Origin of the sequence: Stenotrophomonas lactitubi, from assembly GCF_002803515.1 — a bacterium.
Lineage (GTDB): Bacteria > Pseudomonadota > Gammaproteobacteria > Xanthomonadales > Xanthomonadaceae > Stenotrophomonas > Stenotrophomonas lactitubi.
Genome location: NZ_PHQX01000002.1, coordinates 306,595 through 333,121, shown reverse-complemented (window position 1 = coordinate 333,121; position 26,527 = coordinate 306,595). Strand labels below are relative to the sequence as shown.

24 protein-coding genes and 1 riboswitch are annotated in these 26,527 nt (G+C 65.8%); of the genes, 9 read left to right on the top strand and 15 right to left on the bottom strand.

Features of this window, described 5'->3' with window-relative positions:
* Positions 1–204: 204 nt before the first annotated feature.
* Together CR156_RS20980 and CR156_RS20975 are read right to left on the bottom strand one after the other, a co-directional pair.
* Positions 205–642, bottom strand: a complete 438-nt coding sequence (locus tag CR156_RS20980; protein WP_100554428.1) for a hypothetical protein — start codon at positions 640–642, stop codon at positions 205–207.
* 42 nt (positions 643–684) lie between these two features.
* The gene (locus CR156_RS20975; protein WP_100554427.1) at positions 685–2,562 is read right to left on the bottom strand and encodes a patatin-like phospholipase family protein; all 1,878 of its coding nucleotides are present in this window, start codon (positions 2,560–2,562) and stop codon (positions 685–687) included.
* A gap of 338 nt (positions 2,563–2,900) precedes the next feature.
* On the opposite strand from CR156_RS20975, the gene CR156_RS20970 reads away from it, so the two are divergent.
* From CR156_RS20970 to CR156_RS20950, 5 genes are all read left to right on the top strand, one after another.
* Positions 2,901–3,950: a bifunctional nicotinamide-nucleotide adenylyltransferase/Nudix hydroxylase gene (locus CR156_RS20970; RefSeq protein ID WP_409349575.1), complete on the top strand. Its 1,050-nt coding sequence runs from the start codon at positions 2,901–2,903 to the stop codon at positions 3,948–3,950.
* A gap of 80 nt (positions 3,951–4,030) precedes the next feature.
* Entirely contained in the window at positions 4,031–5,440 is a 1,410-nt protein-coding gene (locus tag CR156_RS20965) for a nicotinate phosphoribosyltransferase (protein WP_100554425.1), read from the top strand.
* 113 nt (positions 5,441–5,553) lie between these two features.
* A riboswitch (cobalamin riboswitch) is annotated at positions 5,554–5,768 on the top strand.
* Positions 5,769–5,909: 141 nt separating this feature from the next.
* Positions 5,910–6,581, top strand: a complete 672-nt coding sequence (locus CR156_RS20960; RefSeq protein WP_100554424.1) for an epoxyqueuosine reductase QueH — start codon at positions 5,910–5,912, stop codon at positions 6,579–6,581.
* A gap of 57 nt (positions 6,582–6,638) precedes the next feature.
* Positions 6,639–7,265, top strand: a complete 627-nt coding sequence (gene pncA / locus CR156_RS20955) for a bifunctional nicotinamidase/pyrazinamidase (RefSeq protein ID WP_100554423.1) — start codon at positions 6,639–6,641, stop codon at positions 7,263–7,265.
* 143 nt (positions 7,266–7,408) lie between these two features.
* Entirely contained in the window at positions 7,409–8,128 is a 720-nt protein-coding gene (locus CR156_RS20950) for an NYN domain-containing protein (protein ID WP_100554422.1), read from the top strand.
* Here the strand turns inward: CR156_RS20950 and purU are convergent.
* The gene (purU, locus tag CR156_RS20945) at positions 8,121–8,972 is read right to left on the bottom strand and encodes a formyltetrahydrofolate deformylase (protein WP_100554421.1); all 852 of its coding nucleotides are present in this window, start codon (positions 8,970–8,972) and stop codon (positions 8,121–8,123) included. The genes CR156_RS20950 and purU overlap by 8 nt on opposite strands.
* A 113-nt stretch (positions 8,973–9,085) precedes the next feature.
* Between purU and CR156_RS20940 the strand changes: the two genes are divergently transcribed.
* Positions 9,086–9,994 (top strand): LysR family transcriptional regulator, encoded by a 909-nt coding sequence (locus tag CR156_RS20940; RefSeq protein WP_100554420.1) that lies wholly within the window; start codon positions 9,086–9,088, stop codon positions 9,992–9,994.
* A 3-nt stretch (positions 9,995–9,997) separates the two neighbouring features.
* On the opposite strand, the gene CR156_RS20935 is transcribed toward CR156_RS20940, so the two are convergent.
* The 3 genes from CR156_RS20935 to CR156_RS20925 form a co-directional block, all read right to left on the bottom strand.
* Positions 9,998–11,101, bottom strand: coding sequence for an NADH:flavin oxidoreductase/NADH oxidase (locus CR156_RS20935; RefSeq protein WP_100554419.1), 1,104 nt, complete (start codon positions 11,099–11,101; stop codon positions 9,998–10,000).
* Between the two features lie 105 nt (positions 11,102–11,206).
* Complete coding sequence (locus tag CR156_RS20930; RefSeq protein ID WP_100554418.1) at positions 11,207–12,010, bottom strand: NAD-dependent protein deacetylase; 804 nt, start codon at positions 12,008–12,010, stop codon at positions 11,207–11,209.
* A 43-nt stretch (positions 12,011–12,053) separates the two neighbouring features.
* Entirely contained in the window at positions 12,054–12,464 is a 411-nt protein-coding gene (locus CR156_RS20925; RefSeq protein WP_089241503.1) for an acyl-CoA thioesterase, read from the bottom strand.
* 92 nt (positions 12,465–12,556) lie between these two features.
* Here CR156_RS20925 and CR156_RS20920 point away from each other — a divergent pair, with 92 nt between their 5' ends.
* Complete coding sequence (locus tag CR156_RS20920) at positions 12,557–13,192, top strand: LysE family translocator (RefSeq protein ID WP_100554417.1); 636 nt, start codon at positions 12,557–12,559, stop codon at positions 13,190–13,192.
* A gap of 28 nt (positions 13,193–13,220) precedes the next feature.
* On the opposite strand, the gene CR156_RS20915 is transcribed toward CR156_RS20920, so the two are convergent.
* From CR156_RS20915 to CR156_RS20890, 6 genes are all read right to left on the bottom strand, one after another.
* The gene (locus CR156_RS20915; protein WP_100554416.1) at positions 13,221–14,363 is read right to left on the bottom strand and encodes an XVIPCD domain-containing protein; all 1,143 of its coding nucleotides are present in this window, start codon (positions 14,361–14,363) and stop codon (positions 13,221–13,223) included.
* A 28-nt stretch (positions 14,364–14,391) separates the two neighbouring features.
* Positions 14,392–14,796 carry a hypothetical protein gene (locus CR156_RS20910; RefSeq protein WP_100554415.1) on the bottom strand — a complete coding sequence of 135 codons (405 nt, stop codon included), beginning with the start codon at positions 14,794–14,796 and terminating at the stop codon, positions 14,392–14,394.
* A gap of 552 nt (positions 14,797–15,348) precedes the next feature.
* A complete protein-coding gene (locus tag CR156_RS20905) occupies positions 15,349–16,368 on the bottom strand; it encodes a ribonucleotide-diphosphate reductase subunit beta (protein WP_025875781.1) in 1,020 nt (339 codons plus the stop codon).
* A 128-nt stretch (positions 16,369–16,496) separates the two neighbouring features.
* Positions 16,497–18,908: a ribonucleoside-diphosphate reductase subunit alpha gene (locus tag CR156_RS20900; protein WP_100554414.1), complete on the bottom strand. Its 2,412-nt coding sequence runs from the start codon at positions 18,906–18,908 to the stop codon at positions 16,497–16,499.
* A gap of 586 nt (positions 18,909–19,494) precedes the next feature.
* Positions 19,495–20,595 carry a cell division protein ZapE gene (gene zapE / locus CR156_RS20895; protein ID WP_089241515.1) on the bottom strand — a complete coding sequence of 367 codons (1,101 nt, stop codon included), beginning with the start codon at positions 20,593–20,595 and terminating at the stop codon, positions 19,495–19,497.
* Positions 20,592–21,263: an alpha/beta hydrolase gene (locus CR156_RS20890; RefSeq protein ID WP_100554413.1), complete on the bottom strand. Its 672-nt coding sequence runs from the start codon at positions 21,261–21,263 to the stop codon at positions 20,592–20,594. The genes zapE and CR156_RS20890 overlap by 4 nt, the downstream gene beginning before the upstream one ends.
* Positions 21,264–21,306: 43 nt before the next feature.
* Here CR156_RS20890 and CR156_RS20885 point away from each other — a divergent pair, with 43 nt between their 5' ends.
* Positions 21,307–22,164 (top strand): EamA family transporter, encoded by an 858-nt coding sequence (locus CR156_RS20885; protein ID WP_100554412.1) that lies wholly within the window; start codon positions 21,307–21,309, stop codon positions 22,162–22,164.
* Positions 22,165–22,221: 57 nt separating this feature from the next.
* On the opposite strand, the gene CR156_RS20880 is transcribed toward CR156_RS20885, so the two are convergent.
* The 3 genes from CR156_RS20880 to CR156_RS20870 form a co-directional block, all read right to left on the bottom strand.
* Positions 22,222–23,661 (bottom strand): ExeM/NucH family extracellular endonuclease, encoded by a 1,440-nt coding sequence (locus CR156_RS20880; RefSeq protein ID WP_100554411.1) that lies wholly within the window; start codon positions 23,659–23,661, stop codon positions 22,222–22,224.
* Between the two features lie 209 nt (positions 23,662–23,870).
* Complete coding sequence (locus tag CR156_RS20875; RefSeq protein ID WP_088100772.1) at positions 23,871–24,389, bottom strand: c-type cytochrome; 519 nt, start codon at positions 24,387–24,389, stop codon at positions 23,871–23,873.
* Between the two features lie 205 nt (positions 24,390–24,594).
* Positions 24,595–25,203 (bottom strand): TetR/AcrR family transcriptional regulator, encoded by a 609-nt coding sequence (locus CR156_RS20870; protein ID WP_089241525.1) that lies wholly within the window; start codon positions 25,201–25,203, stop codon positions 24,595–24,597.
* A 160-nt stretch (positions 25,204–25,363) separates the two neighbouring features.
* On the opposite strand from CR156_RS20870, the gene CR156_RS20865 reads away from it, so the two are divergent.
* A complete protein-coding gene (locus CR156_RS20865; RefSeq protein WP_089241527.1) occupies positions 25,364–26,527 on the top strand; it encodes an isovaleryl-CoA dehydrogenase in 1,164 nt (387 codons plus the stop codon).

The following is a 26,527-nucleotide window of genomic DNA, read 5'->3' as shown; positions in this document are numbered from 1 at the left end:
CCCATCCCTGGGGGCTTGGCCGCGGCATCCATGCCGCGGACACCCCCGTAACCGGACCCGCCCCGCCTTCGACAGGTTCCCGCCGCTGTTGGTGGGTGTCGACCTTGGTCGACACAGTAGATCCACGCCATGCGTGGATGCTCTTCGATGAATTGTCGACTATTCGATTTCGATGGAGATTCATCCACGCATGGCGTGGATCTACTAATCCCAGAACACGGTCAGCACGCGATTGCCCGCAGACGGCACCGGTGCATCGATGTGCTGTCCATATGGCCAACCTTCGCCGACGCCATCGCATTCCAAGCCCTGCAGCCAACCTTCCACGGTTGCCGTGTCGGTGCTGGTCAGCACGTGCACGTTCTCCGCCGCAGGCCATTCGCTGTCGTCTTCCAGCGCACTGCCCCAATCCTGGTGCAAGCCCACGTAGACACCTTCCACTTCGGGCATTGCGGCAATCGCGGCCAGGCGTGCGTATAGCTCGGCGATCGGCGGGCGGCCGTAGCCCCACTGGTTAGGTGCGATGCACTCTTCGAAATCGTTGCCTTCGAAGTACGTGACCAGCGGCACCACCGGCAGGTGTTCCGGGTCACGGGCGTCGAGACGTTCGAGCAGATCCAGCAGTTGCTGACGGGCGGACATCGGGCGTTCCTTGCAGAGGGGCAGTGATTGTATCGATCGCACTCAATAGATCGGCGTCACCTTCATCTGCGGCAACGGCCGTGGCGAGCCGTCGGTGAGGTCGGGACCGAGGTCATCCCAACTGCGTCCCTGCTCCACCATCAACCCCCACAGCTGCTGCGACGCCAACCGCTTGTCTTCCGAGCCCAACTTGTAGGAGGGCGGCGGCGGCGCGCCGGTGGCCACCATCGCATAGGCCGCGCGATAGGCCAGCACCTGCTGCGCCGGATCGTCGGTGCGCGAAATCTCCAGCGTGTAGCGCTGGTAGGCCGAGGCCAGGTTGCGCCAACGGATCCAGTAATGGTTCTCGAACGAGAACGAACAGAAGCGTGCGCCGGCCAGGCTGCCCTTGTCGGCGATGCGGGTCAGCACCTCCTGTGGCATGTCCAGGTTCATGCCGCCCTCGTCGCCCTGCAGGCTCACATGCACGATGCGGTCGCGATAACCGGGCGCACGCGCCTGCAGCAGGTCGCGCCAGTTCTGCATGGTGGCCACCACCGCAAACAGGAAGCGCCCCAGTTCGCCGGCAGCCAGTGGCGTGGCAATGGACTGGTAATGCCGCTGCCATCCATGACGGTTCTCGGTGGGCAGGAATACCGAGCGTTCCAGCGCCTGGCGGCTGTCGCTCTCGCGCATCACCGGCTCGGGGCGTTGCGGGTAAACCAGGTTGATGGCGAAGGTCGGCCAGCGCGGCAGCGCCGCATCGAACAGGTGGATCGGGAAGTTGCTGCTGATGCCGCCATCGGAGAACCAGCACACCCGGAACGCGGTGATCACCGGACCGCAGGCCTGCCCGGCGCTGGTCAGGCCCTCCATGCTGTCGGCCACGTTGTGCCCGGCCTCACCTCCCGCAGTCGACGTCGGCTCGCAGCGACGCTCGCGACGCGAGGGCTCATGCAGCGGCACCGCGCTGATCAGCAGCGGGAAGCTGAGGCTCATCCGCGTGGCCACCAGTACCGGCAGCGACGCGCCCTGCGGCAGGTGGTAATAGCTGCGGCCTTCAACCTCGCGCGGTGGACCAGCATGGTCGACCATCCACTGCACCACGCTGGCCGGAAACAGCTGCTCGAATTCCTCGCGCAGGAACCAGAACTGCGCGCCGCCCAGCGGCAATGTACGCGGTTCATTGTGCGACACGCAGGTGGTGATCATCTGCAGCGTGATCGCATGCGGGCTGTCCGGCTCGCCCGCATAACGCGGCGCGTCGTGCAGATCGGCGAAGGTCAGCGGTGCATCCATCGGTTTGCCTGACAACTGCTGCAGGCTTTCATGCAGCCACTCGGTCAGCGCCGGCGTGCCTGTGTCCCGGCTCAGTCCACTGCACAGCCCCAGCAGGTTGCGTCGCGCCACCCGTGCCACGCGCAGCGCCGCCCCGGCTACACCTGCACCATAGGCACACAACAGCGACGGCAGCAGGGTCGCCGCCACGCCGCTCCAACCACCGCCCCACCAGCCCAGGCCAAGCAGCAGTGCAAGCGACACCAGCACTTCCAGCGGCGCGATCTGGAACACCGCGATAGCCAGGCACAGCAGCTTGCGCGGCCAGCCGGCGTTGCCGGTCAGCACCACCAGCAGCCGATACGCTGCGCGCGCGCCAGCGGCGGGTTGGAACAGGCTGTAGATGAATCCACGCCGCGACAGCTGTGCCGACACCGCCGACAGGCCGCCATATCCCGCATCGCCCGGCAGGTGTTCGCCCAGTTGCTGGCGGCGGTCGCCGTATGCCGCAGCGGCCGCCACGGCAGCGGCGATCGCACCGGCCGAGGTGCCGCCGATGCTCTTGAAACGGTATTCGCGGGCCAGTGCGAGCACCGCGTTGGGATACACGATGCCGCTGGTGATGCCGCCTTTCATGACCAGATCGCAGTACTTGTCTGCCACTACCCTTCCTCCGCTTGCCAACGGCGCGCCGCAGCGCGTACTGCCATCCCTGGACCGGTGAGACCTGCCTGTCATTGCCATAGCGCTTGGGCGCGGGGCACGGGAACGTGTGAAAGGCTCCCATCCAACGCCAGGAATGCAGTATGACGTGGAGCCCTCTCACCGCCTGAGACCACCGCCGCAGTTGTGCAGGCACGTCGCCGGCAGGCAGCCACCACACCGTGCTGGCAGCTGTCTGGCACCACTGGCGGATACTTGACCGGCGGCACCGAAGGCGTAGCATCTGCAGCAAGCCAAGGGACAGACCCTTCGCTGCCACAACGACATGAGGGATTCTCATGGAATTCGACTATCTCGTCTTCATCGGGCGTTTCGAGCCCTTCCACAACGGCCATGCCGCCGTTGCCCGCCTTGCCCTGAGCAGGGCCCGCAAGCTGATCTTCCTGGTCGGCTCTGCCGATACCCCCCGCAGCCTGCGCAATCCCTGGACCGTGGCCGAACGCGCCGTGATGATCCAGGCCGCCCTCGATGGCAACGCCGATCGCCTGCTGATCCAGCCACTGCGTGACCACCTGTACAACGAAGCCCAGTGGATCGCCAGCGTGCAGCGTCATGTGGCCGAAGCCCTGCGCAACGATGGTGCCGCACCCGATGCGAAGGTCGGCCTGATCGGCATGGACAAGGATGCTTCCAGCTACTACCTGCGGGAGTTCCCGCAATGGCCGCTGGTCGACGTGCAGCACACTGCTACCTTGTCGGCCACCGAGCTGCGTCGTTACCTGTTCGAAGCCGGCGACGTGGATTTCCACGGTGCACTGCTTATGCTGCGCGGTAATGTGCCGGCACCGGTGTACGAGATGCTCGAGGCGTTCCGCAGAAGCTCACCGGCCTACGCGCAGCTGGTGGCCGAGTACCGTTTCATCGAGCAGTACAAGGCCGCCTGGAAGGATGCGCCATATGCGCCTACCTTCGTCACCACCGATGCGGTGGTGGTGCACTCGGGCCACGTACTGCTGGTCCGCCGTCGTTCGGCACCGGGCAAGGGCCTGTGGGCGCTGCCCGGCGGCTTCGTCGGCCAGGAACAGAGCCTGCTCGACAGCTGCCTGCGCGAACTGCGCGAGGAAACCCGGCTGAAGATTCCACTGCCGGTGCTGAAAGGCTCGCTGAAGGGCCAGCAGGTGTTCGACCACCCCGAGCGCAGCCAGCGCGGTCGCACCATCACCCATGCCTTCCACTTCGAATTCCCCGCTGGCGAACTGCCGGCGGTGCGCGGTGGCGACGACGCCGACAAAGCGCGCTGGATTCCGGTCAGCGAGGCGCTGGACATGGGCCCGCAGCTGTTTGAAGACCACCTGCACATCCTGGAGTACTTCCTGGGCCGCGGCTGATACCACCGGGCCCTGCAGAACCCGTTTTCCCCACCGGCGGACAGACCGCCGGTGCCACTCGACGCGAAGGAGCTTCCGTCATGCATTACCTCGATAACCTTCTCCTCAACACCGACAGCTACAAGGCCAGCCACTGGCTGCAGTACCCGCCGGGTACAGACGCCACGTTCTTCTACGTGGAATCACGCGGCGGCCTGCACGATCGCACGGTGTTCTTCGGCCTGCAGGCGATCCTCAAGGATGCCCTGGCACGGCCCGTCACCCACGCCGACATCGATGACGCCGCAGCGCTGTTCGCCGCGCATGGCGAACCGTTCAACGAAGCCGGCTGGCGCGATATCGTCGACCGTCTCGGCGGCCATCTGCCGGTACGCATCCGCGCCGTACCCGAAGGCAGCGTGGTGCCCACGCACCAGGCACTGATGACCATCGAGTCGACCGACCCCGCCGCCTTCTGGGTGCCGTCCTACCTGGAAACCCTGCTGCTGCGCGTGTGGTACCCGGTCACCGTGGCGACCATCAGCTGGCATGCGCGGCAGACCATCGCCGGCTTCCTGCAGCAGACCAGCGATGACCCGCAGGGGCAGCTGCCGTTCAAGCTGCACGACTTCGGCGCACGCGGCGTCTCCAGCCTGGAATCTGCCGCACTTGGCGGTACCGCGCACCTGGTCAACTTCCTCGGCACCGATACGGTGTCGGCGCTGTGCCTTGCACGTGCGCACTACCACGCGCCGATGGCGGGCTATTCGATTCCGGCCGCCGAGCACAGCACCATCACCAGCTGGGGCCGCGAGCGCGAAGTGGATGCGTACCGCAACATGCTGCGCCAGTTCGGCACGCCCGGTGCGATCGTAGCGGTGGTGTCGGACAGCTATGACATCTACCGTGCCATCAGCGAACACTGGGGTACCGCCCTGCGCGAAGAAGTGATCGCTTCCGGCGCCACCCTGGTCATCCGCCCGGATTCTGGCGACCCGGTCGAGGTGGTCGCCGAGAGTCTGCTGCGGTTGGATGCCGCGTTCGGTCACACGATCAACGGCAAGGGCTACAAGGTGCTCAACCATGTCCGCGTCATCCAGGGCGATGGCATCAACCCGGATACGATCCGCGCGATCCTGCAGCGCACCACCGATGATGGCTACTCGACTGACAACGTGGCCTTCGGCATGGGCGGCGCCCTGCTGCAGCGGCTGGACCGTGATACCCAGAAGTTCGCGCTGAAGTGTTCGGCAGCGCGGGTGGATGGTGACTGGATCGACGTCTACAAGGAGCCGGTCACCGATGCCGGCAAGGCCAGCAAGCGCGGCCGTATGCGTCTGCTGCGCCGCCTGGGCGACGGCAGCCTGCACACGGTGCCGCTGCCGGCCGGTGGCGATGACACCCTTCCGGCCGGCTTCGAGGATGCGATGGTGACCGTGTGGGAGAACGGCCGCCTGCTGCATGACCAGCGGCTGGATGACATCCGCGCGCGGGCCGCTGCCCAGCATTGAGGATCCATCCGCGCATGGCGTGGATCCAGCTGGGGGTCAGAGCCCGTTGCGGGCAACGGGATCCGACCCCTGGGCCTTGACCGGCGCCGTCAACACGTCCACCGTGAGCGCGCCGAAGGTATCCCTGCCGTGGTCTGGATGACGACAGGGATTTAAACGGGAATCCGGTGAAGGCGCCTCGCGCGCCCATTCCGGAGCTGCCCCGCAGCGGTGAATGGAAACGAATCCTGCCAACAGCACTGGGCTCGCGCCTGGGAAGCGGCAGGTAGTAGGTGGGCTGCGGCCCGTGTCCATCAGCCCGAATACCGGCCCCGGCCGGGGGACTCGACTGTCCCCTGACTCGACCTGGAATCTCCGCGGGGAGGTTGCCGGGGCCGTCGTCGTCCTGCGCGTGCAGGCGGCGTGGCCGCGCGCGTCCTGTTCACGGTTTCCGGCCAGACCCGTTGCCCACGCCCAGACGCACCCGACGATGACCGAGCTCCAACGCCCCACCCTGACCCTTCCCGACGACGGCCAGCGCCTGCTGCTGCACTCGTGCTGCGCGCCATGCTCGGGCGAAGTGATGGAGGCGATCACCGCCTCCGGAATCGACTACGCGATCTTCTTCTACAACCCCAACATCCACCCGGTGAAGGAGTACGAGCTGCGCAAGCAGGAGAACATCCGCTTCGCCGAGCAGCACAACATTCCCTTCATCGACTGCGACTACGACACCGACAACTGGTTCAGCCGTGCGCGTGGCATGGAGAATGAACCCGAGCGCGGCATCCGCTGCACGATGTGCTTCGACATGCGTTTCGAGCGCACCGCGCTGTACGCACACGAACACGGCTACGACACCATCAGCTCCTCGCTGGGCATCTCGCGCTGGAAGAACATGGCGCAGATCAACGACTGCGGCGTGCGCGCCGCCTCGCACTACGAAGGCCTGCAGTACTGGGACTACAACTGGCGCAAGGGTGGTGGTGCCAGCCGCATGGTCGAGATCAGCAAACGCGAGCAGTTCTACCAGCAGGAATACTGTGGCTGCGTATATTCGCTGCGCGATGCCAACCGCCACCGGCGCGAGAACGGCCGCGAGCGCATCAAGATCGGCTTGCTGTATTACGGGCAGGACAACGACGCCGCCAGCGGCGATTGACGTGCGCGCGAGGGGCGGCCACGCTGGTCGCCCCTCTCCCGTTGTGCCGGACCTGCCATGACCGCCCTGCCCGCTGACGTCGCCCTGCTGGTGATCGACCTGCAGCCGGACTTCATGCCCGGTGGCGCCCTCGCCTGCGAAGAGGGCGATGCGCTGGTGGCGCCGATCACGGCACTGCTGGCCGAGCGCCGCTACCGCACCGTGGTCGCAACCCAGGACTGGCACCCGGCCGACCATGCCTCGTTTGCCAGCCAGCATCCGGGGCATCTGCCTTTTGAAGCCATCCTGCTGCACGCGCAGCCGCAGACGCTGTGGCCGGACCACTGCGTGCAGGGCAGCGCGGGCGCCGCACTGCACCCGGGAGTGGACTGGACCGTGGCCGACCTGATCCTGCGCAAAGGCACGCGCCAGCAGGTGGATTCGTACAGCGCCTTCCGCGAAAACCACGGCCCCGACGGCACGCGCCCGGCGACCGGACTGGCCGGCTGGCTGCACGAACGAGGGATCCGCGAGGTGCACGTGTGCGGCTTGGCGCGCGATTACTGTGTGCTGTGGAGCGCGCAGGACGCGGTGAAGTCCGGCTTCCGGGTGAAGTTCCTGTGGGAGCTGACCCGCCCGGTGACCGATGCCAACGACGGCATGGTGCGCGAGGCCCTGGCGAAAGCGAGGATTGCGGTCCTGTAAGCAGCATGTCGCCTCTGCCGCTTGTGTGCCTGATTCGCAACCTGCAGAATCGAGCCATCCAGCCCTCCCAGTACGCCCCCCAACAGATCGCGGGACGGCCGAACCGAGGGCTTTTCATTGGATGAAGCCAGGAGGGCAAAGGTATGCCGACGGCAGTTCTCATTGATGGCGGCTACTTCATCAAGCGCTTTCGCCGCATCGAGCCCCACAACGCTTACAACGCTCAACGCGCCGCCGAGGTCGCCCACCGATGGGCCATCGCCCATCTGAAGCATGCAAGTGGCGAGCGACGGGACCTCTATCGCATCTTCTTCTACGACTGCCCGCCGTTGCGCAAGAAGATGCACAACCCGATTTCCGGTTTGTGCATCGACTATTCGCGATCCGACGAAGCGCTGTTCAGAACCAGCCTGCACGAGGCACTGAAGCAGAAGCGGAAGGTCGCCCTGCGTCTTGGCCATCTCACCGACTTCAGTTCGTGGACGACCGGGTCACGAACCTTCGACGACCTGCTCAAGGGAAAGCGAACGTTCGGCGATCTTCAGGCCGACGAGCTGCAACCGAATGTGCGACAGAAAGGCGTGGATATGCGCATCGGCATCGATATCTCGTCACTCGCCCTCAAGCGTCAGGTCCGCCAGATCATTCTGATGGCGGGTGATGCTGACTTCGTGCCGGCCGCGAAGCTTGCCCGGCGTGAAGGAGTCGATTTCGTTCTGGATCCGATGTGGTCGTCCATTCCCAAAGGGCTGATGGAACACATTGATGGCGTGCGCTCTACCTGCCCCAGACCATTGGAGCAACAACGGGCGCATCGCGGGCAATTGCCTTGTGCCATCCCGGGAACCGCCAGCGCTACCTGAACACCACCGTGCGGTGCCCGTTGAGCAGGATTCGGTGCTCCACGTGCCGGCGTACCGCCCGCGCCAGCACCTGCGATTCGGTATCGCTGCCCAGCCGCACCAACTCGCGGGGAGTCATCGCGTGGTCCACGCGGGCCACGTCCTGTTCGATGATCGGACCTTCGTCCAGGTCTTCGGTGACGTAGTGCGCGGTGGCGCCGATGATCTTGACCCCGCGCGCGTGCGCCTGGTGGTAGGGTTGCGCGCCCTTGAAGCTGGGCAGGAAGCTGTGGTGGATGTTGATTGCCCTGCCCGCCAGCGCACGGCACAGCATGGGCGAGAGAATCTGCATGTAGCGCGCCAGCACCACCAGATCGATGCGCTCACGCTCGACCAGATCGATGATCTGCTGTTCCTGCGCCGCGCGCGTGTCGGCGTTCACCGGCAGGTGGTGGAACGGCACCTGGTAGGACGCCGCCAGCGCTGCGAAGTCCGCATGGTTGGATGCCACCGCAGCGATATCCACCTTCAGCTGGCCGCTGTGTGCACGGAACAGCAGGTCGTTCAGGCAATGGCCCTGCTTGCTGACCAGCACCAGCAGGCGTGGCCGGCGGCGCCCGTCGTGCAGCTGCCAGTCCATGCCGAAGTCCGCTGCCAGTGCAGCCATCGCGTTGTGCACGGTATCCAGCGGCAGGCCCGCATCGCGGTCGAAGTGCACGCGCAGGAAGAAGCGACCGCTCTCCTCGTCGCCGAACTGCTGGGCGTCGAGGATGTTGCAGCCGTGGTCGAACAACAGGCCCGACACGCGGTAGACGATGCCGGTGCGGTCGGGACAGGAGAGGGTGAGGATGGAATCGGGGCGCATTGCCCGAGTGTAGGACAGCATCGTTGCGCGGTGGACGATGGTCACCGATGCAACCGACTGCTTGGTACAGACCCAAGCGATACTTGGCCTTCCGCATGGCAAGCTGGTCGGTCATGAACCTGTTGCAGCTCATCCGCAGCTTCACCCGCACCGCAGAGACCGGCAGCATTGCCGCTGCGGCACGCACCCTTGGCATCAGCGCCACCGCCGTGGGCCAGAACATCAACCGTCTGGAAGCCCACCTGGGCGTGCGCCTGCTGAACCGGAGTACGCGCCAACTGGCGCTGAGCGAGGCCGGCACGGTGTACCTGGCACAGGTGCGGCATCTCGAAGCCGATCTGGCACGCGCGCAGGCCATGGTCACCGGCGACGTGGAACCGGCCGGGCCCCTGCGCATCGCCAGCAGCAGCGCGTTCGGCCGGCACGTGCTGGCACCGCTGCTGCCCTCACTGCAGCAGCGCTACCCGCAGTTGCAGCTGGAACTGCGCCTGACCGATCGCGCCGTGCAGCACGGTGCCGAGGCGGTGGATGCAAGCATCCGCATCGGCGCGCAGCTGGAGGACGGGCTGGTGGCGCGCCCTCTGGCACGTATTCCGTTCGTGTTCTGCGCATCGCCTGCGTACCTGCAGGCACACGGCATGCCGCTGGAGCCGGCGCAGCTGGCCGCCCATCGCGGCTTGCTGCACCGCTTCCCCACCGATGGCCGACCACTACGCTGGGGCTTGCTGAAAGACGGTCAACGCGTGGACGCAGCACTGCCGCCGAGCATGGTCTGCGATGACATCAATGCGCTGGCCGAACTGGCCGCTGCCGGAGCGGGCATTACCCGGCTGGCAGCGTTCGTGGCCGAACCGTACCTGCGCGACGGGCGCCTGCAGGCGGTGTTCGGTTGCGGCACCGACTGGAAGCCGGAGCCGATGGAGGTCTATTTCTGCGTGAGTGACCGCCGCGATTTCACCGCCAAGATCCGCGCGCTGTTCGAGCACCTGCAGGCCGGCCTGCCGCCGGCCTGGCAGGTGTAATGCTCAGCGCGGACTGAACACGCCGCGTGCGTCGCGCGGCTCGCAGCGCAGGTACTGCGGCGCCGGCACCACGCTGTCACCCAGCGCAGCAGCGGCGTGCCACGGCCAGCGCGGGTCGTACAGGATGCCGCGGGCCAGCGCGATGGCATCGGCCTGGTTGTGGCGCAGGATCGATTCGGCCTGCTCGGGCTCGGTGATCATGCCCACCGCGATCACCGGCATGCGCACCTTCTTGGCCTTGATCGCCGCCGCGAACGGCACCTGGTAGCCCGGGCCGACGCTGATCTTCTGGCGCTCGTGCAGGCCGCCGCTGGAAACATGCAGGAAATTGCAGCCACGCGCGTCCAGCACCTGTGCCAGCGCCTCGCTCTGCACGATGTCCCAGCCACCCTCGACCCAGTCGCTGGCGGAGATGCGCACGCCCACGGCGACCTTGTCCGACACCGCGGCACGCACCGCATCGAACACTTCCACCAGCATCCGCAGGCGGTTCGGCAGCGAGCCGCCGTAGCCATCGGTGCGGCGGTTGCTCAGCGGCGACAGGAACTGGTGCAGCAGGTAACCGTGCGCGGCATGGATCTCGATCAGCTCGAAGCCCAGGCGCTCGGCGCGCACCGCGCTGGCGGCGAAGGCGGCAACGATCTCGGCGATGCCGGCCTCGTCCAGTTCCTGCGGCGCCGGATCGGCTGCATGGAAGGGCAGCGGCGACGGCGCGACCGTGGTCCAACCGCGCACATCGTCGGCCGGCAACTGGCCACCGCCATCCCACGGGCGCGCCGTAGAGGCCTTGCGGCCGGCATGGGCCAACTGCACACCCAATGGCATCGGCGACCAGCGGCGTACGCTGGCCAGCACCTGTGCCAGTGCCGCTTCGGTGCCGTCGTCCCACAGGCCCAGATCGGCCCAGCTGATGCGGCCGCGCGCTTCGACCGCGGTGGCCTCCAGGATCAGCAGGCCCGCACCGGACTGCGCCAGGTTGCCCAGATGCATGGCGTGCCAGTCGCTGGCGCGGCCGTCTTCGGCGGAGTACTGGCACATCGGCGCGACGACGATGCGGTTGGACAGGGTCAGGGGGCCGAAGGAGATCGGCGAAAACAGCTGGCTCACGGCAGTGGGGGTGTATCAAAGGGGGTGCGTATTGCACCGCTGTACGGCCGATAGATCAACCGTGTGGGTAGATCGCTGTTTCGTGGGCAAGGCGCAGCCGATGTGTCAGCGCACCCAGCCGGCCAGCGCCTCGGCGCAATCGCGCTCGTCCTTGAACTGCAGCAGGTCGTCGGCACGGGTGCGGCCACGGTTCAGCGCGGCCACCGGCAAGCCAGCCTTGGCCGCCGCCTGCACGAAGCGGAAGCCGGAATAGACCATCAGCGAGGAGCCCACCACCAGTACCGCATCCGCCTGCTGCAGGTGGTCGTGCACGGCATCCACACGCTCACGCGGCACGTTCTCGCCGAAGAACACCACGTCCGGCTTCAGCAGGCCGCCGCAGTGCGGGCAGTCCGGCACCGCAAACGCGGAAAAGTCGGTTTCCAGGTCGGCGTCGCCGTCGGGCGCGATGCCGGCCTCCAGCGACTCCCAGCCGGGGTTGACCTGCAGCAGTTGCAGCTGGAAGTCCTCACGCTCGCTGCGACGTTCGCAGCCCATGCAGCGCACCAGGTCCAGGCGACCGTGCAGGTCGATCACGTTGCGGCTGCCGGCACGCTGGTGCAGGCCATCCACGTTCTGGGTCAGCAGCACCTGCAGCTTGCCGCTGTCCTCCAGTGCGGCCAGCGCCTGATGCGTGCCGTTGGGCCGGGCCTGGCCGAAGCGCGGCCAGCCCAGCAGGCTGCGCGCCCAGTAACGTTGGCGGGTGGCTGCCTCGCCCATGAACGCCTGGTAGGTCACCGGCGGCGTGCGCTTCCACTGGCCATCGGCATCGCGGTAATCGGGAATGCCCGAAGCGGTGCTGCAGCCGGCGCCGGTCAGCACGAACAGGCGTTGGGCGCGGTCGATGAAGTCGGTGAGCGGCAGGGTCATGGCAGCCAGATGGGGGCGCGCGGGCGCCCCCGCAAGCACGGGCTCAGGCCGCCGGCGCGCCGGGCAGCTGCGGCACGGTCACCGGGTGGCCATCCTCGCCCAGGGCGATCATCACGAAGTGGCCGCGCGTGCACAGCTTGCGCTCGCCGCTGTGCAGGTCCTCGGCGATCAGCTCCACCTCGACCTTCATCGAGCTGCGGCCGACCTCGACGATGCGGCCGATGGTCTCCACCATCTGGCCGATGCGGATCGGCAGCTTGAAATCGACCTGGTCGCTGCGCGCGGTCACCACGGTGCGGCGCGAGTAGCGGGCGGCGGCCAGGAAGGCGGCCTTGTCCATCCATGCCAGTGCCTGGCCACCGAACAGGGTGCCCATATGGTTGGTGTGGTTGGGGAAGACGATTTCGGCCATGCGCACTTCGGTCGGCGGCACGGTCTCGGGAATGGGGGTCATGGGGGCGGTTCGGGTGTGGGGTAAGACGGATTTTAAGGCAGGTGGCGTGCAGGCGGCGCTACACTTCGGCACCCCCACTGCGTGAACCCACCATGCCCGCCACGTCCGACCTGCTGGCCTTCGCCCTTGTCTCGCTGGCCATGGTGCTGACACCTGGGCCGAACATGATCTACGTGATCTCGCGTTCGATCTGCCAGGGCCGCGTGGCCGGGCTGATTTCGCTGGGCGGGGTGGCGATGGGCTTCGTGTTCTACATGCTGTGCGCGGCGCTGGGCATCACCGCGCTGCTGATGACCGTGCCGTTCGCCTACGACGCGCTGCGCATCGGTGGCGCGCTGTACCTGCTGTACCTGGCTTGGCAGGCATTGAAGCCGGGCGGGCGGTCGCCGTTCGCGGTGCGTGACCTGCCGGTGGACGGCCCGCGCAAGCTGTTCGCGATGGGCTTCCTGACCAATGTGCTGAATCCGAAGGTGGCGGTGATGTACCTGTCCCTGCTGCCGCAGTTCCTGCACCCGGACAGCGAAGGCGGCGTGTTGATGCAGTCGCTGGTGCTGGGTTCCACCCAGCTGCTGGTCAGCGTGAGCGTGAACGGCATCATCGCGATGATGGCCGGCAGCATTGCCGGCTTCCTGGCTGCGCGTCCCACCTGGCAGGCGGTGCAGCGGTGGTTCATGGGCATGGTGCTGGCCGGGTTGGCCGTGCGCATGGCGGTGGATGGGCGGCGGTGATGACCCTTCCGATGCTGCAGCGATACTCCTATCTCAAGATCGATGGGCCGTCCTGCGTATGAACATGCTGTGCCGGCTGTAGTTCAAGGATCGCTGCTTGCGATTGACTCAATGCATCAGCACGATGAAGCGACTCCGCTTCAGGCGCACGAAGCGCATCCATCGTATTCATGTGTCCTCGGCGATGGGCTGGATCATCCATTGCTCCCTCCACTATGAAGACCCTCTCACCCCGAGCCAGGCTTTCTGTCGGGCTGTTCAACACAACATGGTCAACCCGCGAAAGCCCCTGCTCCTTCGCCAGTACCAGCAGGCTTGCGGACATGCGCTGACTCGACTCGTCCCACGGCTTCCCATGCTCGGCGTCCAGGCGTTCCACACCAGCCCTGATCTGCATATAGAGAGCACGGTCTGCATCGCCAAGTTCAGCTGTTGAAGAAGACACTCGATGCAGCGACGGTGAGTCGTCGGCGGGAGTGCCAACTCTGTCCGCAACTGCGGTGCGTTCGGCGTCAAGTTCTGGCTCTGGCCTGCGTCGTCGCTGCCGCTGCGAGGGCGCTATGTGCTGGTCATAGAACGCGCCGTAGTAAAGCTCGTAATTCGCATGAGGACCAACAGATGGAGCCTCCGTCTTGAAAACCTCAGCGATCTGTTCAATCGCTTGGCTGCGGTTGATCCGTCCAGCCTGGAGTTCCGCCGCAATGGCTCCATATTGTTGTGGCCGGTTACCTGTGCCGGAAACGCCAATGTCCGGACCGCCAGCGGCGACAATTTCGCGCTGGACCTGGACATTGCTGAGAGTCGCAGCTGCTTCTCCTCGCAACTTGCTGTTTACATAGGATTGCTTAGTCGTCGGATCTGATGGTTCGGTGAAGAGATGGTGCCCAACTTCGTGAGAAAGAGAACGTGCGATTCTGGAGCCTTGCCCGATTGCGTTCTCGTCAATAACGATCTTCACACCGGGAATAAGATAGGTGCCGTCACCGGCTCGCCCCCATTCGACACCCAGGTTGTCGCGATCAGCCTGTGCGAGACCCGCTCGAAGTGTTGGGGATTTCGCCAGAAGCGGCGCCAGCGAGGGATCGGCCAATGGCGAAGCCGGACGACGTGTGGTTCCTGGTCGGCCACCCTCCTGCGGCTGAGACAGTGCAAGTTCTTCATTACGTTCCATGGTGCGGCTCCTTCGCAATGACAGGGGGTTAGCGCTGACTGATCGATACGAAGGTCAGCGTCTTGTAGTCAAGGGAGAGCCCGAGCACAACCTTGGCACTGTTCACCTGAGCAGACCAGTAAGGGCGGGAGCCAGGCGCATCGGGGTGAGGTGGCTCTATGGCGGAGTTCTCCCAGATGATTTCCTCGAGCGCGATGCTCGGTGGCGCGACCTCAAAGATCAGGGTCGCGTGCGTAGGATCGTCGGCAGGACTTCTCAGCGTGATGTTCCGGACCTCAAGGTCGCCCAACCTTCCGCGTTCTGCGGTCCGCTCGTCCCGCAGGCCCTGTCGCGTCGGTGCACCCAGGTGCGTGTGAAGTTGTTCATTCAATGCGTCGACATCATCAAAACGCACGCTAGCCAAACGCTCGATATCGTTCTTGAATCGCTCCATACCAATTTCACTCCCTGATTTGACGGACTGTCTTTGATTCAAATGATGCGAGGGGGTTGGGCGTGCACCGCTCGAACACGCTGACAGTACCAACGCTGCAATAGTGATTGTGAGGCAGCGATACCCTGCTACCCAGGGGCGGCGCCGAAGTCCATCTTTTGATGAAGAAGCGCATTTCTCGACCGATGCATTCATGAAAGTACCTCTCGCGGGAGTCCCATTTTCGCGAATCTAGCACGACGTCGGAGTCAAGCAGGTCACTGGCCGTGGGCACTCAGTCGCCGATGTGGCAAGTCGGCTCGGTAAATCGATCCACGGTCTTCACCGCTGGCGAAAGCGGTATGTGAATCCATCATCCACGCGCCCGGTGGCGACGGCTCGGAGATGGATGACCGACATCCGGGCCCGGTGCTGGCCGGGTTGGCGGTGCGCACGGCACCCTGAAAACCTTCCGCGCTGCGCGCTCGCCGGGCATGGCCCGGCGCTACCGCAAAAACGAAAAACCCCGGCGTTGGCCGGGGTTTCTCGTTGCGACAGACCTGACCGGTTCGATCAGAAGTTCATGTCGAAGGCGACTTCGCCCTTCACGCCCACCTGGTAGGCCGAGGCGCGGCGTTCGAAGAAGTTGGTCAGTTCCTGCACGTCCTGCAGTTCCATGAAGCTCAGCGGGTTGCGCACGTTGTACTTGCGCTCCATGCCCAGGCGATGGAAATGGTTGTCGGCGCAGTGCTGCAGGTACTGGCGCATGTCACGGGTGGAAATGCCCGCCACGCCACCGGACAGCACGTCCTCGGCAAACTGCACTTCACACTCGATGGCTTCGGCCAGCATGTCGTAGACATCCTGCTTCATCTTGTCGTCGAACAGATCCGGCTCTTCCTCGCGGATCACGTCCACGCACTCGAAGGCGAATTCCATGTGCGCGCTTTCGTCGCGGAACACCCAGTTGGTGCCCGAGGCCAGGCCGTTGAGCAGGCCGCGCGAACGGAAGTAGTACACGTAGGCGAACGCGGCGAAGAAGAACAGGCCTTCGATGCACGCAGCGAAACAGATCTGGTTGAGCAGGAACTGGCGGCGCTCTTCGCGGGTCTCGATGCGCTTCAGGTCCTGGATCGAGTCGATCCATTTGAAGCAGAAATCCGCCTTCTTCTTGATCGAGTCGATGTTCTCAACTGCGGCGAAGGCTTTGACGCGCTCGTCCGGATCCGGCAGGTAGTTGTCCAGCAGGGTCAGGTAGAACTGCACGTGCAGCGCTTCTTCGTACAGCTGGCGCGACAGGTACATGCGCGCTTCGGGCGCGTTCAAGTGCTGGTACAGGTTCAGCACCAGGTTGTTGGACACGATCGAATCGCCGGTGGCGAAGAACGCGACCAGACGGTGGATCAGGTGACGCTCGCCCGGCGACATCTTGCTGTGCAGGTCGCTGATGTCGATCTGGAAGTTGATCTCTTCCACCGTCCAGGTGTTCTTGATCGCATTCCGGTACATGTCATAGAACTGCGGGTAGCGCATCGGGCGCAGGGTCAGTTCAAAACCGGGATCGAGCAGCATCTGCTTGGGCTTGTCGGCCATGGGTGTTTCCTTGAATTCCTGGGTGAGCGGCCGGGCATGGCCCGGCGCTACCGTGGGTGTCTCTCTGCAGCCGAGCATGGCTCGGCTCTACAGGTATGAGGTGCCGGCGATCGCCGGCACGGCGCGTCTTACTGGCAGGCCTCGCAGGCTTCCGGGTTCTCCAGCGAGCAGGCGATGGCCTCTTCCGGGCTGAACACCTTTTCCGGTGCAACGCTGGCCACGTGGCTGACCGTGGTCTTGGCGATCTTGGTGGCCGGACGCGAACGCAGGTAGTAGGTGGTCTTGATGCCCTGCTTCCAGGCGTACATGTACATGGACGACATCGCGCCGATGCTCGGGCTTTCCATGAACAGGTTGAGCGAGGCGGACTGGTCGATGAAGGCGCCACGGTCGGCGGCCATGTCGATCAGCGAACGCATCGGCAGCTCCCACGCGGTGCGATAGACGTGGCGCAGCGTTTCGGGGATCTGGGTGATGGCCTGGATCGAGCCGTCGGCCAGCTTGATCGCATCGCGCATTTCCGGGGTCCAGTGGCCCAGCTTCTTCAGCTCGTTCACCAGGTAGCGGTTCACCTGCAGGAAGTCACCGGACAGGGTCTCGCGCTTGAACAGGTTGGACACCTGCGGTTCCACACACTCGTAGCAGCCGGCGATGGACGCGATGGTCGCGGTCGGGGCAATCGCGATCATCAGCGAGTTGCGCAGGCCGTGTTCCTTGATGCGCTCACGCAGGGCATCCCAGCGTGCGGCATCTTCCGGCACCACGTTCCAGGCATCGAACTGCAGCTCGCCGCTGGCCGCACGGGTGTCGGCGAAGGACGGATGCTTGCCACGTTCCTGGGCCAGTTCCACCGAGGTTTCCAGCGCGTGGAAGTAGATGGTCTCGGCAATCTTCTTCGACAGCGCGCGGGCTTCGGCGCCATCGAACGGCAGGCGCTTGCGGAAGAACACGTCCTGCAGGCCCATGCAGCCCAGGCCGACCGGACGCCAGCGCAGGTTGCCGCGACGTGCCGATTCGATCGGGTAGAAGTTCAGGTCGATCACGCGGTCCAGCTGGCGCACGGCCAGGCGCACGGTGTCGGCCAGCTTGTCGAAATCGAACTCGCCGTTGCCGTCGAAGTGATTGCCCAGGTTGATCGAACCCAGGTTGCACACCGCGGTCTCTTCAGCCGAGGTGACTTCCAGGATTTCGGTGCACAGGTTGGACAGGTGGATCACGTTGCCAGCGCGCAGGGTCTGGTTGCTGGCGCGGTTGCACTTGTCCTTGAAGGTCATCCAGCCGTTGCCGGTCTCGGCCAGGGTGCGCATCATCCGCGAGTACAGCTTGCGTGCGGAGATGGTGCGGTTGGCCTTGCCCTGTGCTTCGGCCTGCAGGTAGGCAGCCTCGAAGGCTTCGCCGAACAGGTCGGTGAACTCGGGCACCACGCGCGGATCGAACAGCGACCATTCCTGATCCGATTCGACACGCTTCATGAACAGGTCCGGGATCCAGTTGGCCAGGTTCAGGTTGTGCGCACGGCGCGATTCGTCGCCGGTGTTGTCACGCAGCTCGAGGAAGTCCTCGATGTCGGCGTGCCAGGTTTCCAGGTACACACAGGCCGCGCCCTTGCGCTTGCCGCCCTGGTTCACCGCAGCCACCGACGAATCCATGGTCTTCAGCCACGGCACGATGCCATTGGAATGGCCGTTGGTCGACTTGATCAGCGAGCCACGCGAACGCACGCGGGTGTAGCTGACGCCGATGCCGCCGGAGAACTTGGACAGCTGGGCGATGTCGCCGTACTTGGAATAGATCGATTCCAGCGAATCCTGCGGCGAGTCCAGCAGGAAGCACGAGGACAGCTGCTCGTGGGTGGTGCCGGAGTTGAACAGCGTCGGGCTGGACGGCAGGTAGTCCAGGTTGCCCATGCGCTTGTACAGCGCCAGGGTTTCCGGCACGTCTTCGCTCAGCGCGCTGGCGATGCGCAGGAAGAACTGCTGCGGGGTCTCGATCACCTTGCGGGTGTGCGGATGGCGCAGCAGGTAGCGGTCGTACAGGGTACGCAGGCCGAAGTAATCGAAGTTCAGGTCCAGCGAGATGTCGATGGCATCGTTGAGCTTGCGTGCGTTGGTCTGCACGAAGTTCAGCAGGCGGTCGTTGATCAGGCCCACTTCGTGGCCACGACCCACCGACTGCGAGAACGCGTGGATTTCCTGGTTGGACACTTCCTTGGCGATGAAGTTGGCCAGCAGGCGCGCGGCCAGGCGGCCGTACTCGGGTTCTTCGCCGATCAGCAGCGCCGCGGTGCGGATGGACAGTTCGTCCAGCTCCTGGGTGGTGGCGCCGTTGTACAGGCCGGAAATGGTGCGGGTGGCCACGCGCATCGGATCGACGGCGTGCAGGCCTTCAGAGGAACGCTGCACCGCGCGGACGATCTTGTTCAGATCCACCAGTTCGGTCGTGCCATTGCGCTTGGTCACACTCATCGCGTTGGACGTCGGCGGCGACGTCAACAGGAATTCGCTTTCCTTCTCGATGGTGGCGCTGGTCTCGGTGGTCACGGCGTGTGTCCTCTTGGCGTGATGGATGGTGGCTCGGTGCATCGGATGACGCGGCCCGGGACGTGACACCCCAGGGTGGCAGACCGGTGTCGCAGGAATTGAGACCTGCGCCTGTGGCTGCTGCTGGCAGTGCTGACCGGTGCCGCTGCGGGCATGGAGGGCGTATCACCGGAGGCTCCGGCGATCCCTTCCATGGACCCGGCGGCTTGGGGTCCCCACAACCGACAGCCACAAGATAGTGGGGGTAGTGAGGTCCGTCAACGCCAAATGTAGTGAAATTCGGCAATCCCTTGCGCCGCAAGGATCGTGCCATCGGCGCCCGGTTTGGACGCTTTGGACCTGCTGGATCGGGCTGCGCAGTCAAGCCCGAAAAGCGTCGTGGTGGCGGTAATCAGCGCCCCACCAGCGGAACAATGACAGCTTCACATGACAGGGCCATGCAGGCGAGGGACAAGTCTGTGGATAGGTGGTGGGCAGCCAGTGGGCAGCCGGTGGACGGGCAGCACCGGGTAGTGCCGGCCGCTGGCCGGCAGCCCAAGGGCCCGGAGGCATCGTGCAGATGCCGGCCAGCGGCCGGCACTACCCCTCATGCCCGGTGCGGGGTACCCAGGTACTCGGCGCTCTGCATTTCGATCAGGCGCGAGGCCGTACGCTCGAACGCGCCCTGCAGGCGGGTACCGGTGTACAGCTCGACCGGCGAGGTACTGGCGGTGCAGACCAGGTTGACGTGGCGGTCGTACAGTTCGTCGATCAGGTTGACGAAGCGGCGCGCGGCATCCTCGTTCAGGCGATCGAAGGCCGGAATGCCCCCCAGCAGCACGGTGTTGAACTCGTGCGCGATCTCGATGTAATCCGACGGCCCACGCGGGCCTTCACACAGGGCGGCAAAGTCGAACCAGGCAATGCTCTTGCCACGCGCGCGCACCGGGATCTTGCGACTCTCGATCTCGATGTTGCCGGCCTTCGCCGGTTGGCCACCACTCAGTTCGCCCCAGCGCGTGGCCAGCCAGCTGTCGCTGTCAGCGGCCAGCGGCGCGCGGTACACCGGCGAACGGGTCAGCGCGCGCATGCGGTAGTCCTCGGTGCCCTCGGCGTACAGCTCCACGCAGTAGCGCTGCAGCAGGCCGATGGCCGGCATGAAGCTCTCGCGCTGCAGGCCGTTGAGGTACAGGTTTTCAACCGCCGTGTTGGAGGTGGTGACCAAGGTCACGCCCTCGGCGAACATCCGCTCCAGCAGACGCGCCAGCAGCATGGCATCACCGATGTCGGTGACGAAGAATTCGTCCAGTACCAGCACGCGCAGGTTGCTGCGCCATTCCTGGGCGATCTTCGCCAGCGGGTCGCTCTGGCCCTGGTGCTCGCGCAGGCGCTCGTGGACGCTGCGCATGAAGCGATGGAAGTGGGTGCGGTACTTCTGCTTGATCGGCAGGCCGTCGTAGAACAGGTCGACCAGGAAGGTCTTGCCGCGGCCGACGCCGCCCCAGAAGTACAGGCCCTTGACCGGCTCGGGTTTCTTCCAGAACGAGGACAGGCGGTCCAGCCAGCCATCCTCGGCGCTGTCCACCAGGGCCAGGTGGATCCGGTCCAGCTCGGCCAGGGCCGCATGCTGGGCCGGGTCGTTCTGCCAATCGCCGCGTTCCACCCCGGCCGCGTAGCGCTGCGTCGGGGTCAGTTCCACCTCGCTCATGCCGCCGTGCCCAGCCAATGCTTGACGCCGTGGGTGAGCGCGCCGCGCAGGTCGATCAGCTTGCGGTGGAAGAAGTGGCTGGTGTCCGGCATGCGCACCAGCTCATGCGGCGCATCGAGGGTGTCCAGCCACTGGTAGACGGCCTGCGGGTCGACGATTTCATCCTGCTCGCCCTGGATCACCAGCCAGCGCGCCGGCGGTGTGATGCCGCCGAAGTCCCAACGGCCCGCCGGCGGCGCGATCGAGATCAGCGCTTCGGGCTGCAGTTCGGCAGCGGCCTTCAGCGAAACGAACGCGCCGAAGCTGAAGCCGGCCAGCCACAGGCGGTCGTCCGGGCGCTGCTGGCGGACCCAGGCGGTGACGGCCTTCAGGTCCTCCTGCTCGCCCACGCCATGATCGAATTCACCGGCAGAACCACCGACGCTGCGGAAGTTGAAGCGCACCGTGGCGATGCCCAGCTCGCGCAGGGTGGTGGCGGTCATGGTGACCACCTTGTTGTGCAGGGTGCCGCCTTCGGTGGACAGCGGATGGCAGATGACGGCCACGATCGGCTGCACCGGCACATCGGCCTTGGGCAGGTCGACGAGCACTTCCAGCGGGCCAACCGGGCCTTCCAGTGAGATGCAGGCGGTTTCGCCGGGGGCGACGGGGAACGAGGGCTTGTGCATGGCACCATGATAGCGTCCCCCGCCGCTGCCCTGTGCCCGCCCCATGCTCTACCTGTCCCTGGCCGTGATCTGCAGTGTGCTGGTTTCGGTATTGTTGAAGCTGGCTGGCCGTCGCCAGCTGGATGTTGCGCAGATGGTGACCTGGAACTATCTGGTCGCCGCGACGATGACGGCAGTGGTGCTGCAGCCGCCGCTGGACGCCTTGCGCGCACCGCATGCGCCGTGGGTTTCACTGCTGGCGCTGGCGCTGGTGCTGCCATCGATCTTCCTGGTGCTGGGCCGTGCCGTGGCGGTGGCCGGCATCGTCCGCAGCGACGTGGCACAGCGGTTGTCGCTGCTGCTGTCGCTGGCGGCGGCGTTCCTGTTCTTCGGCCAGACCGCCACGCCGTGGAAGCTGGTCGGGCTGGGCCTGGGCCTGCTGGCAATGGTGGCCATCAGCCTGCGTCCACGCGGCCCGGCAGTGGCCGCTTCCGCCGGTGGCTGGGGCTGGCTGCTGGGCGTGTGGGCCGGCTTTGCAGTCGTGGATGTGCTGCTGAAGCAGGTGGCGCTGTCCGGCACGCCGTCGATGGCGGCGGTGCTGGCCAGTTTCAGCGTGGCCTTCGTACTGATGCTGGTGCTGCAGCTGTGGCGGCATTTCAGTGGGCGCAGCCGTCTGGCCTGGCGCAACCTCGGTGCCGGCGCGCTGCTGGGCCTGCTCAACGGCGGCAATATCCTGTTCTACGTACATGCGCACCAGTCGATGCCGGAAAGCCCGGCCACCGTGTTCGCCGGCATGAACATCGGCGTGGTGGTGCTGGGTGCGCTGGTGGGCGTGTTCGCCTTCGGCGAGGCGACCACGCGCTGGAACCGTGCCGGCCTGGCGCTGGCGGTGCTGGCGATTGGTTTGATCGCCTGGGGGTAAGTGATGCCTGGGGTCAGAGCCCATTCCGTGGGAATGGGATCCGACCCCGGCGCCGGGTTATCTGTCGAAGCCCAGCAGCAGCGGGTCGTGGTCGGAGCTGCGCCATGGGCCCTGCACGTTGCGGCCCTGGTAGCCGCTGGCGTCCTGCTCGTCGGCGTTGCTGTGCCACTCGGCAGCGCCACGCAGGCGCTTGGCCATCGTCGGGCTGAGCAGCGCGTGATCGAGGCGGCCGCTATAGCCGTTGTAGACGTAGCTGTAGGGCTGTTCGACCTTCGCTACCTTGAAGGCATCCTGCCAGCCGAGGTCGTGCAGGGTGCGGATCGGATCTTCCATGGCGTAGGCGTTGAAGTCGCCCATCAGCACCACGTCCGTCACCTTCATGCGCGCGGCTTCGGCCTGCACCCAGGTGTTGAGCTGCCTGGCCGATTCCACACGCGTGGCGTTCCAGCAGCCCTGCCCGTCATTGCGGTCGGCGTCGGCGCCGCTGGCCTCGCGGCAGCCCTTGGACTTGAAGTGGTTGGCGACCACCATGAATGGCGCGCCCTTGCCCTGGAACGCCTGCGCCAGCGGTGCACGGCTGTGTTCGACGAAGGGACCGTCGAGCTTGGTCAGCGGCTTGCCGAGCGGCTTGAATTCGCTCCTGCGGTAGATGATGCCGACGCGGATCGGATTGCTGCCGGGGCCTTCACCGGCATCGACGAACGCCCACTGCTTGTCGGCCGCGAGACCGACATTAAGTGCGTTTACCAGTTCAGCGATGGCCGACTGCGGGCCGTAGCCGTCGTTCTCCAGCTCCATCAGTGCGGCAATGTCGGCGCCCAGCGCGTTGACGGTGGCGACCAGCTTGCCGACCTGCGCCTTGTGCTCGTCCAGCGTGCGCGCGCCGCGCAGGGTCGGGAATCCGCCGCCCTGGCCGTCACCATTGAAGAAGTTCTCCAGGTTGAAGGCGGCGATATGCAGGCTGCCGGGCACGCTCGGCACGGCCGGCCGCTGCAGTTCCGGCAGCTTCAACGTGCCGTCGACCTGCAGGCTGGGGCGGCCCTGCGCATCGACGCGCACGGTGCCTTCCACGTTGCGCAGCTGCATGCCGGTACGCAGCACCGGGTTGCTCGGCAGATAGGCCACGCTGGCCGGGTCACGTGCATCGCTGCCGTCGTCCAGCACCAAGCGGCGCCGCTGGTTGTCGGCCATCACCTGTTTGATACCGGCACTGCCGGGCACGGCTACTTCGGTCGGCTGCCAGAGGCGGCCATCGAAGGCGACGGTCAACTGGCCGAAGCGTTCCAGGCCATCGGTGCCGGCCAGGGTGAGCGGCGCGGCGATACGCACGTGCTGGCCCTCCAGTACACGCCAGTCGGCCGGCGCGGCGGCCAGGGTGACGGTGGCCGGGCTGCGCGGCGCGGTCGCCGGGGTCGGCGCAACCTGCGGCTGAGCCTGGGCGAAAGCGGATGCCGGCAGCAGCAGGGACAGGGCGAGAGCGAGGGAACGGCGGCGCATCGACAGACGACTCCACGGAAGAGGCGCACAGACTAACCCTGAAATGCGAAACCCCGCCTGCGCAGCGGGGTTTCGGCCTTGGTGGGCAAAGGGAGTGCCGGCCGCTGGCCGGCAACCTCATGACCTTTGTGCGATACGTGGTTGCCGGCCACCTGAGCGGGCACGCGTATCCGCAGTAGATCCACGCCATGCGTGGATGCGGCCGCGCGCTATTTCAGATTGCCCAGCATCCAGTCCACGGTGGCGTGGATCTGCTCCTCGGTGAGCGCCGGGTTGCCGCCCTTGGGCGGCATGATGCCGCCGTCAGGGCCGGTGTAGCCCTCGATGGCGTGCTTGTAGAGAGTGTCCTTGCCCTGCGCCAGGCGCTTGTCCCAGTGCGAGTGGTCCAGCGTCGGCGCCATGCCCACGCCAGTGGTGTGGCAGGCGGTGCACAGGTTGTCGAAGATCACCTTGCCGTCCTTGGTACCGCCGTAGGCCACCTGCGAGGCGGCCTTGGCCAGCGCGGCGGCATGCGCTGCAGCCTGCGCGGCCGCGCCGGTGCTGCCGGCGTACACCGCGCCGGTGGGCGAAATGCGCTGTTCGGTGCGTTTGGCGGCGGTAGGCGACACCTCGGGCGGAATCCGGGTGTGGATGAACGCGGCCAGGAGGATCAGACCGAGGGTGATGGCCATCAACAGCGCGATCACCATGGAGAAGCGTTTCAGGAACTCCAGATCGTAATTCCGCACTCTTCGTTACCCCTGGCTGATAGTCGTTGGACCACGGCTGAGCGACTGCGTGATGGGCCGAGTATAGAACGCACGCCGCGCCCGACAACAGGCGTCAGGGCTGGTGCGGCGCAGCATGCGGCCGTGGCCGCATGCGGGTAGCGCCGGGCCGCGCCCGGCGAGCGCGAAGCGCGGCAGAAGCCGCCCGGCACCCGCAACAGCGGCATCACCCTGCGCCAACAGCCCGCAGGCAGAAACTGCAGATGGCCTCGACCAGCGCGTCCTCGTCGCGGTGCGCTTCGCGGCTGGGCGCGGTGGGGCCGACCATCGCTTCGGTGAAGGCACCCACCAGGCAGGCGGCGGCAGCGTGCGCGTCCTGCGCCGGCAGTTCACCGGCCGCCACCCCCTCTTCCACCAGGCGCAGGAACACGTCGCCGAAGGCACGGCGGCCGCGCATGCGCTCGGCTTCCACGTCCGGGTCCACCGGCTCGACGATGAAGGCGTGGGCCAGGCCAGGGCCAGCCAGGGCTCGGCGGACAAAGGCGGTGATGGCCTGCCGCAGGCGCACGCTGGCCGGCTCCGGCGCACTGGCAATGCGCTCCATGATCGCCACCTCGTGGGCCACGGCGGCGTTGAGCACTTCCACGAACAGCTCGGCCTTGGACGGGAAGTGGCGGTAGATCAAGCCGGTGGAGACCCCAGCCTGGGTTGCCACGGCCGTTACCGGCGCGTTGCGCCAGCCGCCGGTGGCGACCAGTTCGCGGGTGGCCAGCAGGATCCGTTCACGGGCCCCGGCCAGGCGTTCTTCCATCAATGCTGAGCGTTTATAGGCCATGTTCTGAGTCTAGTTTCAATTTTTGAATTTGTATTCACTTCTTACCCGAACCCCGCTACGCTGGGGTCCAATCGCCCGCGCGGGCTGCTGCTGTGAACAGCTGCCCGCTTCCCCCTTCCGGGTGCGTCCATTCCCCACCTTCCCTCGTGGAGCCATCGCAATGCACGTGCCATCCCTGAACTTCGACCTCGGCGAAGATATCGACCTGCTGCGCCAGAGCGTGGCCCATTTTGCCGCTGCCGAGATCGCGCCGCTCGCGGCCGAGACCGATGCGACCAACCAGTTCCCGTTGGCACTATGGCCCAAGCTGGGCGAGCAGGGCCTGCTGGGCCTGACCGTGGAAGAAGAATACGGCGGCACCGGCATGGGCTACCTGGCCCATGTGGTGGCGATGGAAGAAGTCTCGCGTGCTTCCGGTGGCATCGGCCTGTCCTACGGCGCGCACTCGAACCTGTGCGTGAACCAGCTGCGCAAGAACGGCACCGAGGCGCAGAAGCAGCGCTTCCTGCCGGACCTGTGCAGCGGCGCAAAGATCGGTGCGCTGGCGATGAGCGAACCCGGCGCGGGTTCGGACGTGGTGTCGATGAAGCTGCGCGCGGACAAGCGCGGTGACCGCTACGTGCTCAACGGCAACAAGATGTGGATCACCAATGGCCCCGACGCCGACGTGCTGGTGGTGTACGCCAAGACCGATGTAGAGGCCGGTGCCAAGGGCATCACCGCCTTCCTGGTCGAGAAGGGCATGAAGGGTTTCTCCACCGCGCAGAAGCTGGACAAGCTGGGCATGCGCTCCTCGCCCACCTGCGAACTGGTGTTCCAGGACTGCGAGATTCCTGAAGAGAACGTGCTGGGCGCGGTCGGTGGCGGCGTGCGCGTGCTGATGTCCGGCCTGGACTACGAGCGCGTGGTGCTGTCCGGCGGCCCGCTGGGCCTGATGGCTGCAGCGATGGACGTGGTGATGCCGTACGTGCACGAACGCCACCAGTTCGGTGAACCGATCGGCAGCTTCCAGCTGATCCAGGCCAAGATCGCCGACATGTACGTGGGCCTGGGTGCCTGCCGCGCCTATGTGTATGCGGTGGCGCGCGCCTGCGACCAGGGCCGCACCACCCGCCAGGATGCGGCCGGCGCGATCCTGTACGCCGCCGAGAAGGCGACCTGGCTGACCGGCCAGGCGATCCAGATCCTCGGCGGCAACGGCTACATCAACGAATACCCGACCGGCCGTTTGTGGCGCGACGCCAAGCTGTATGAAATCGGCGCCGGCACTTCGGAGATCCGCCGCATGCTGATCGGCCGCGAACTGTTCCAGCGCACCCTGTAA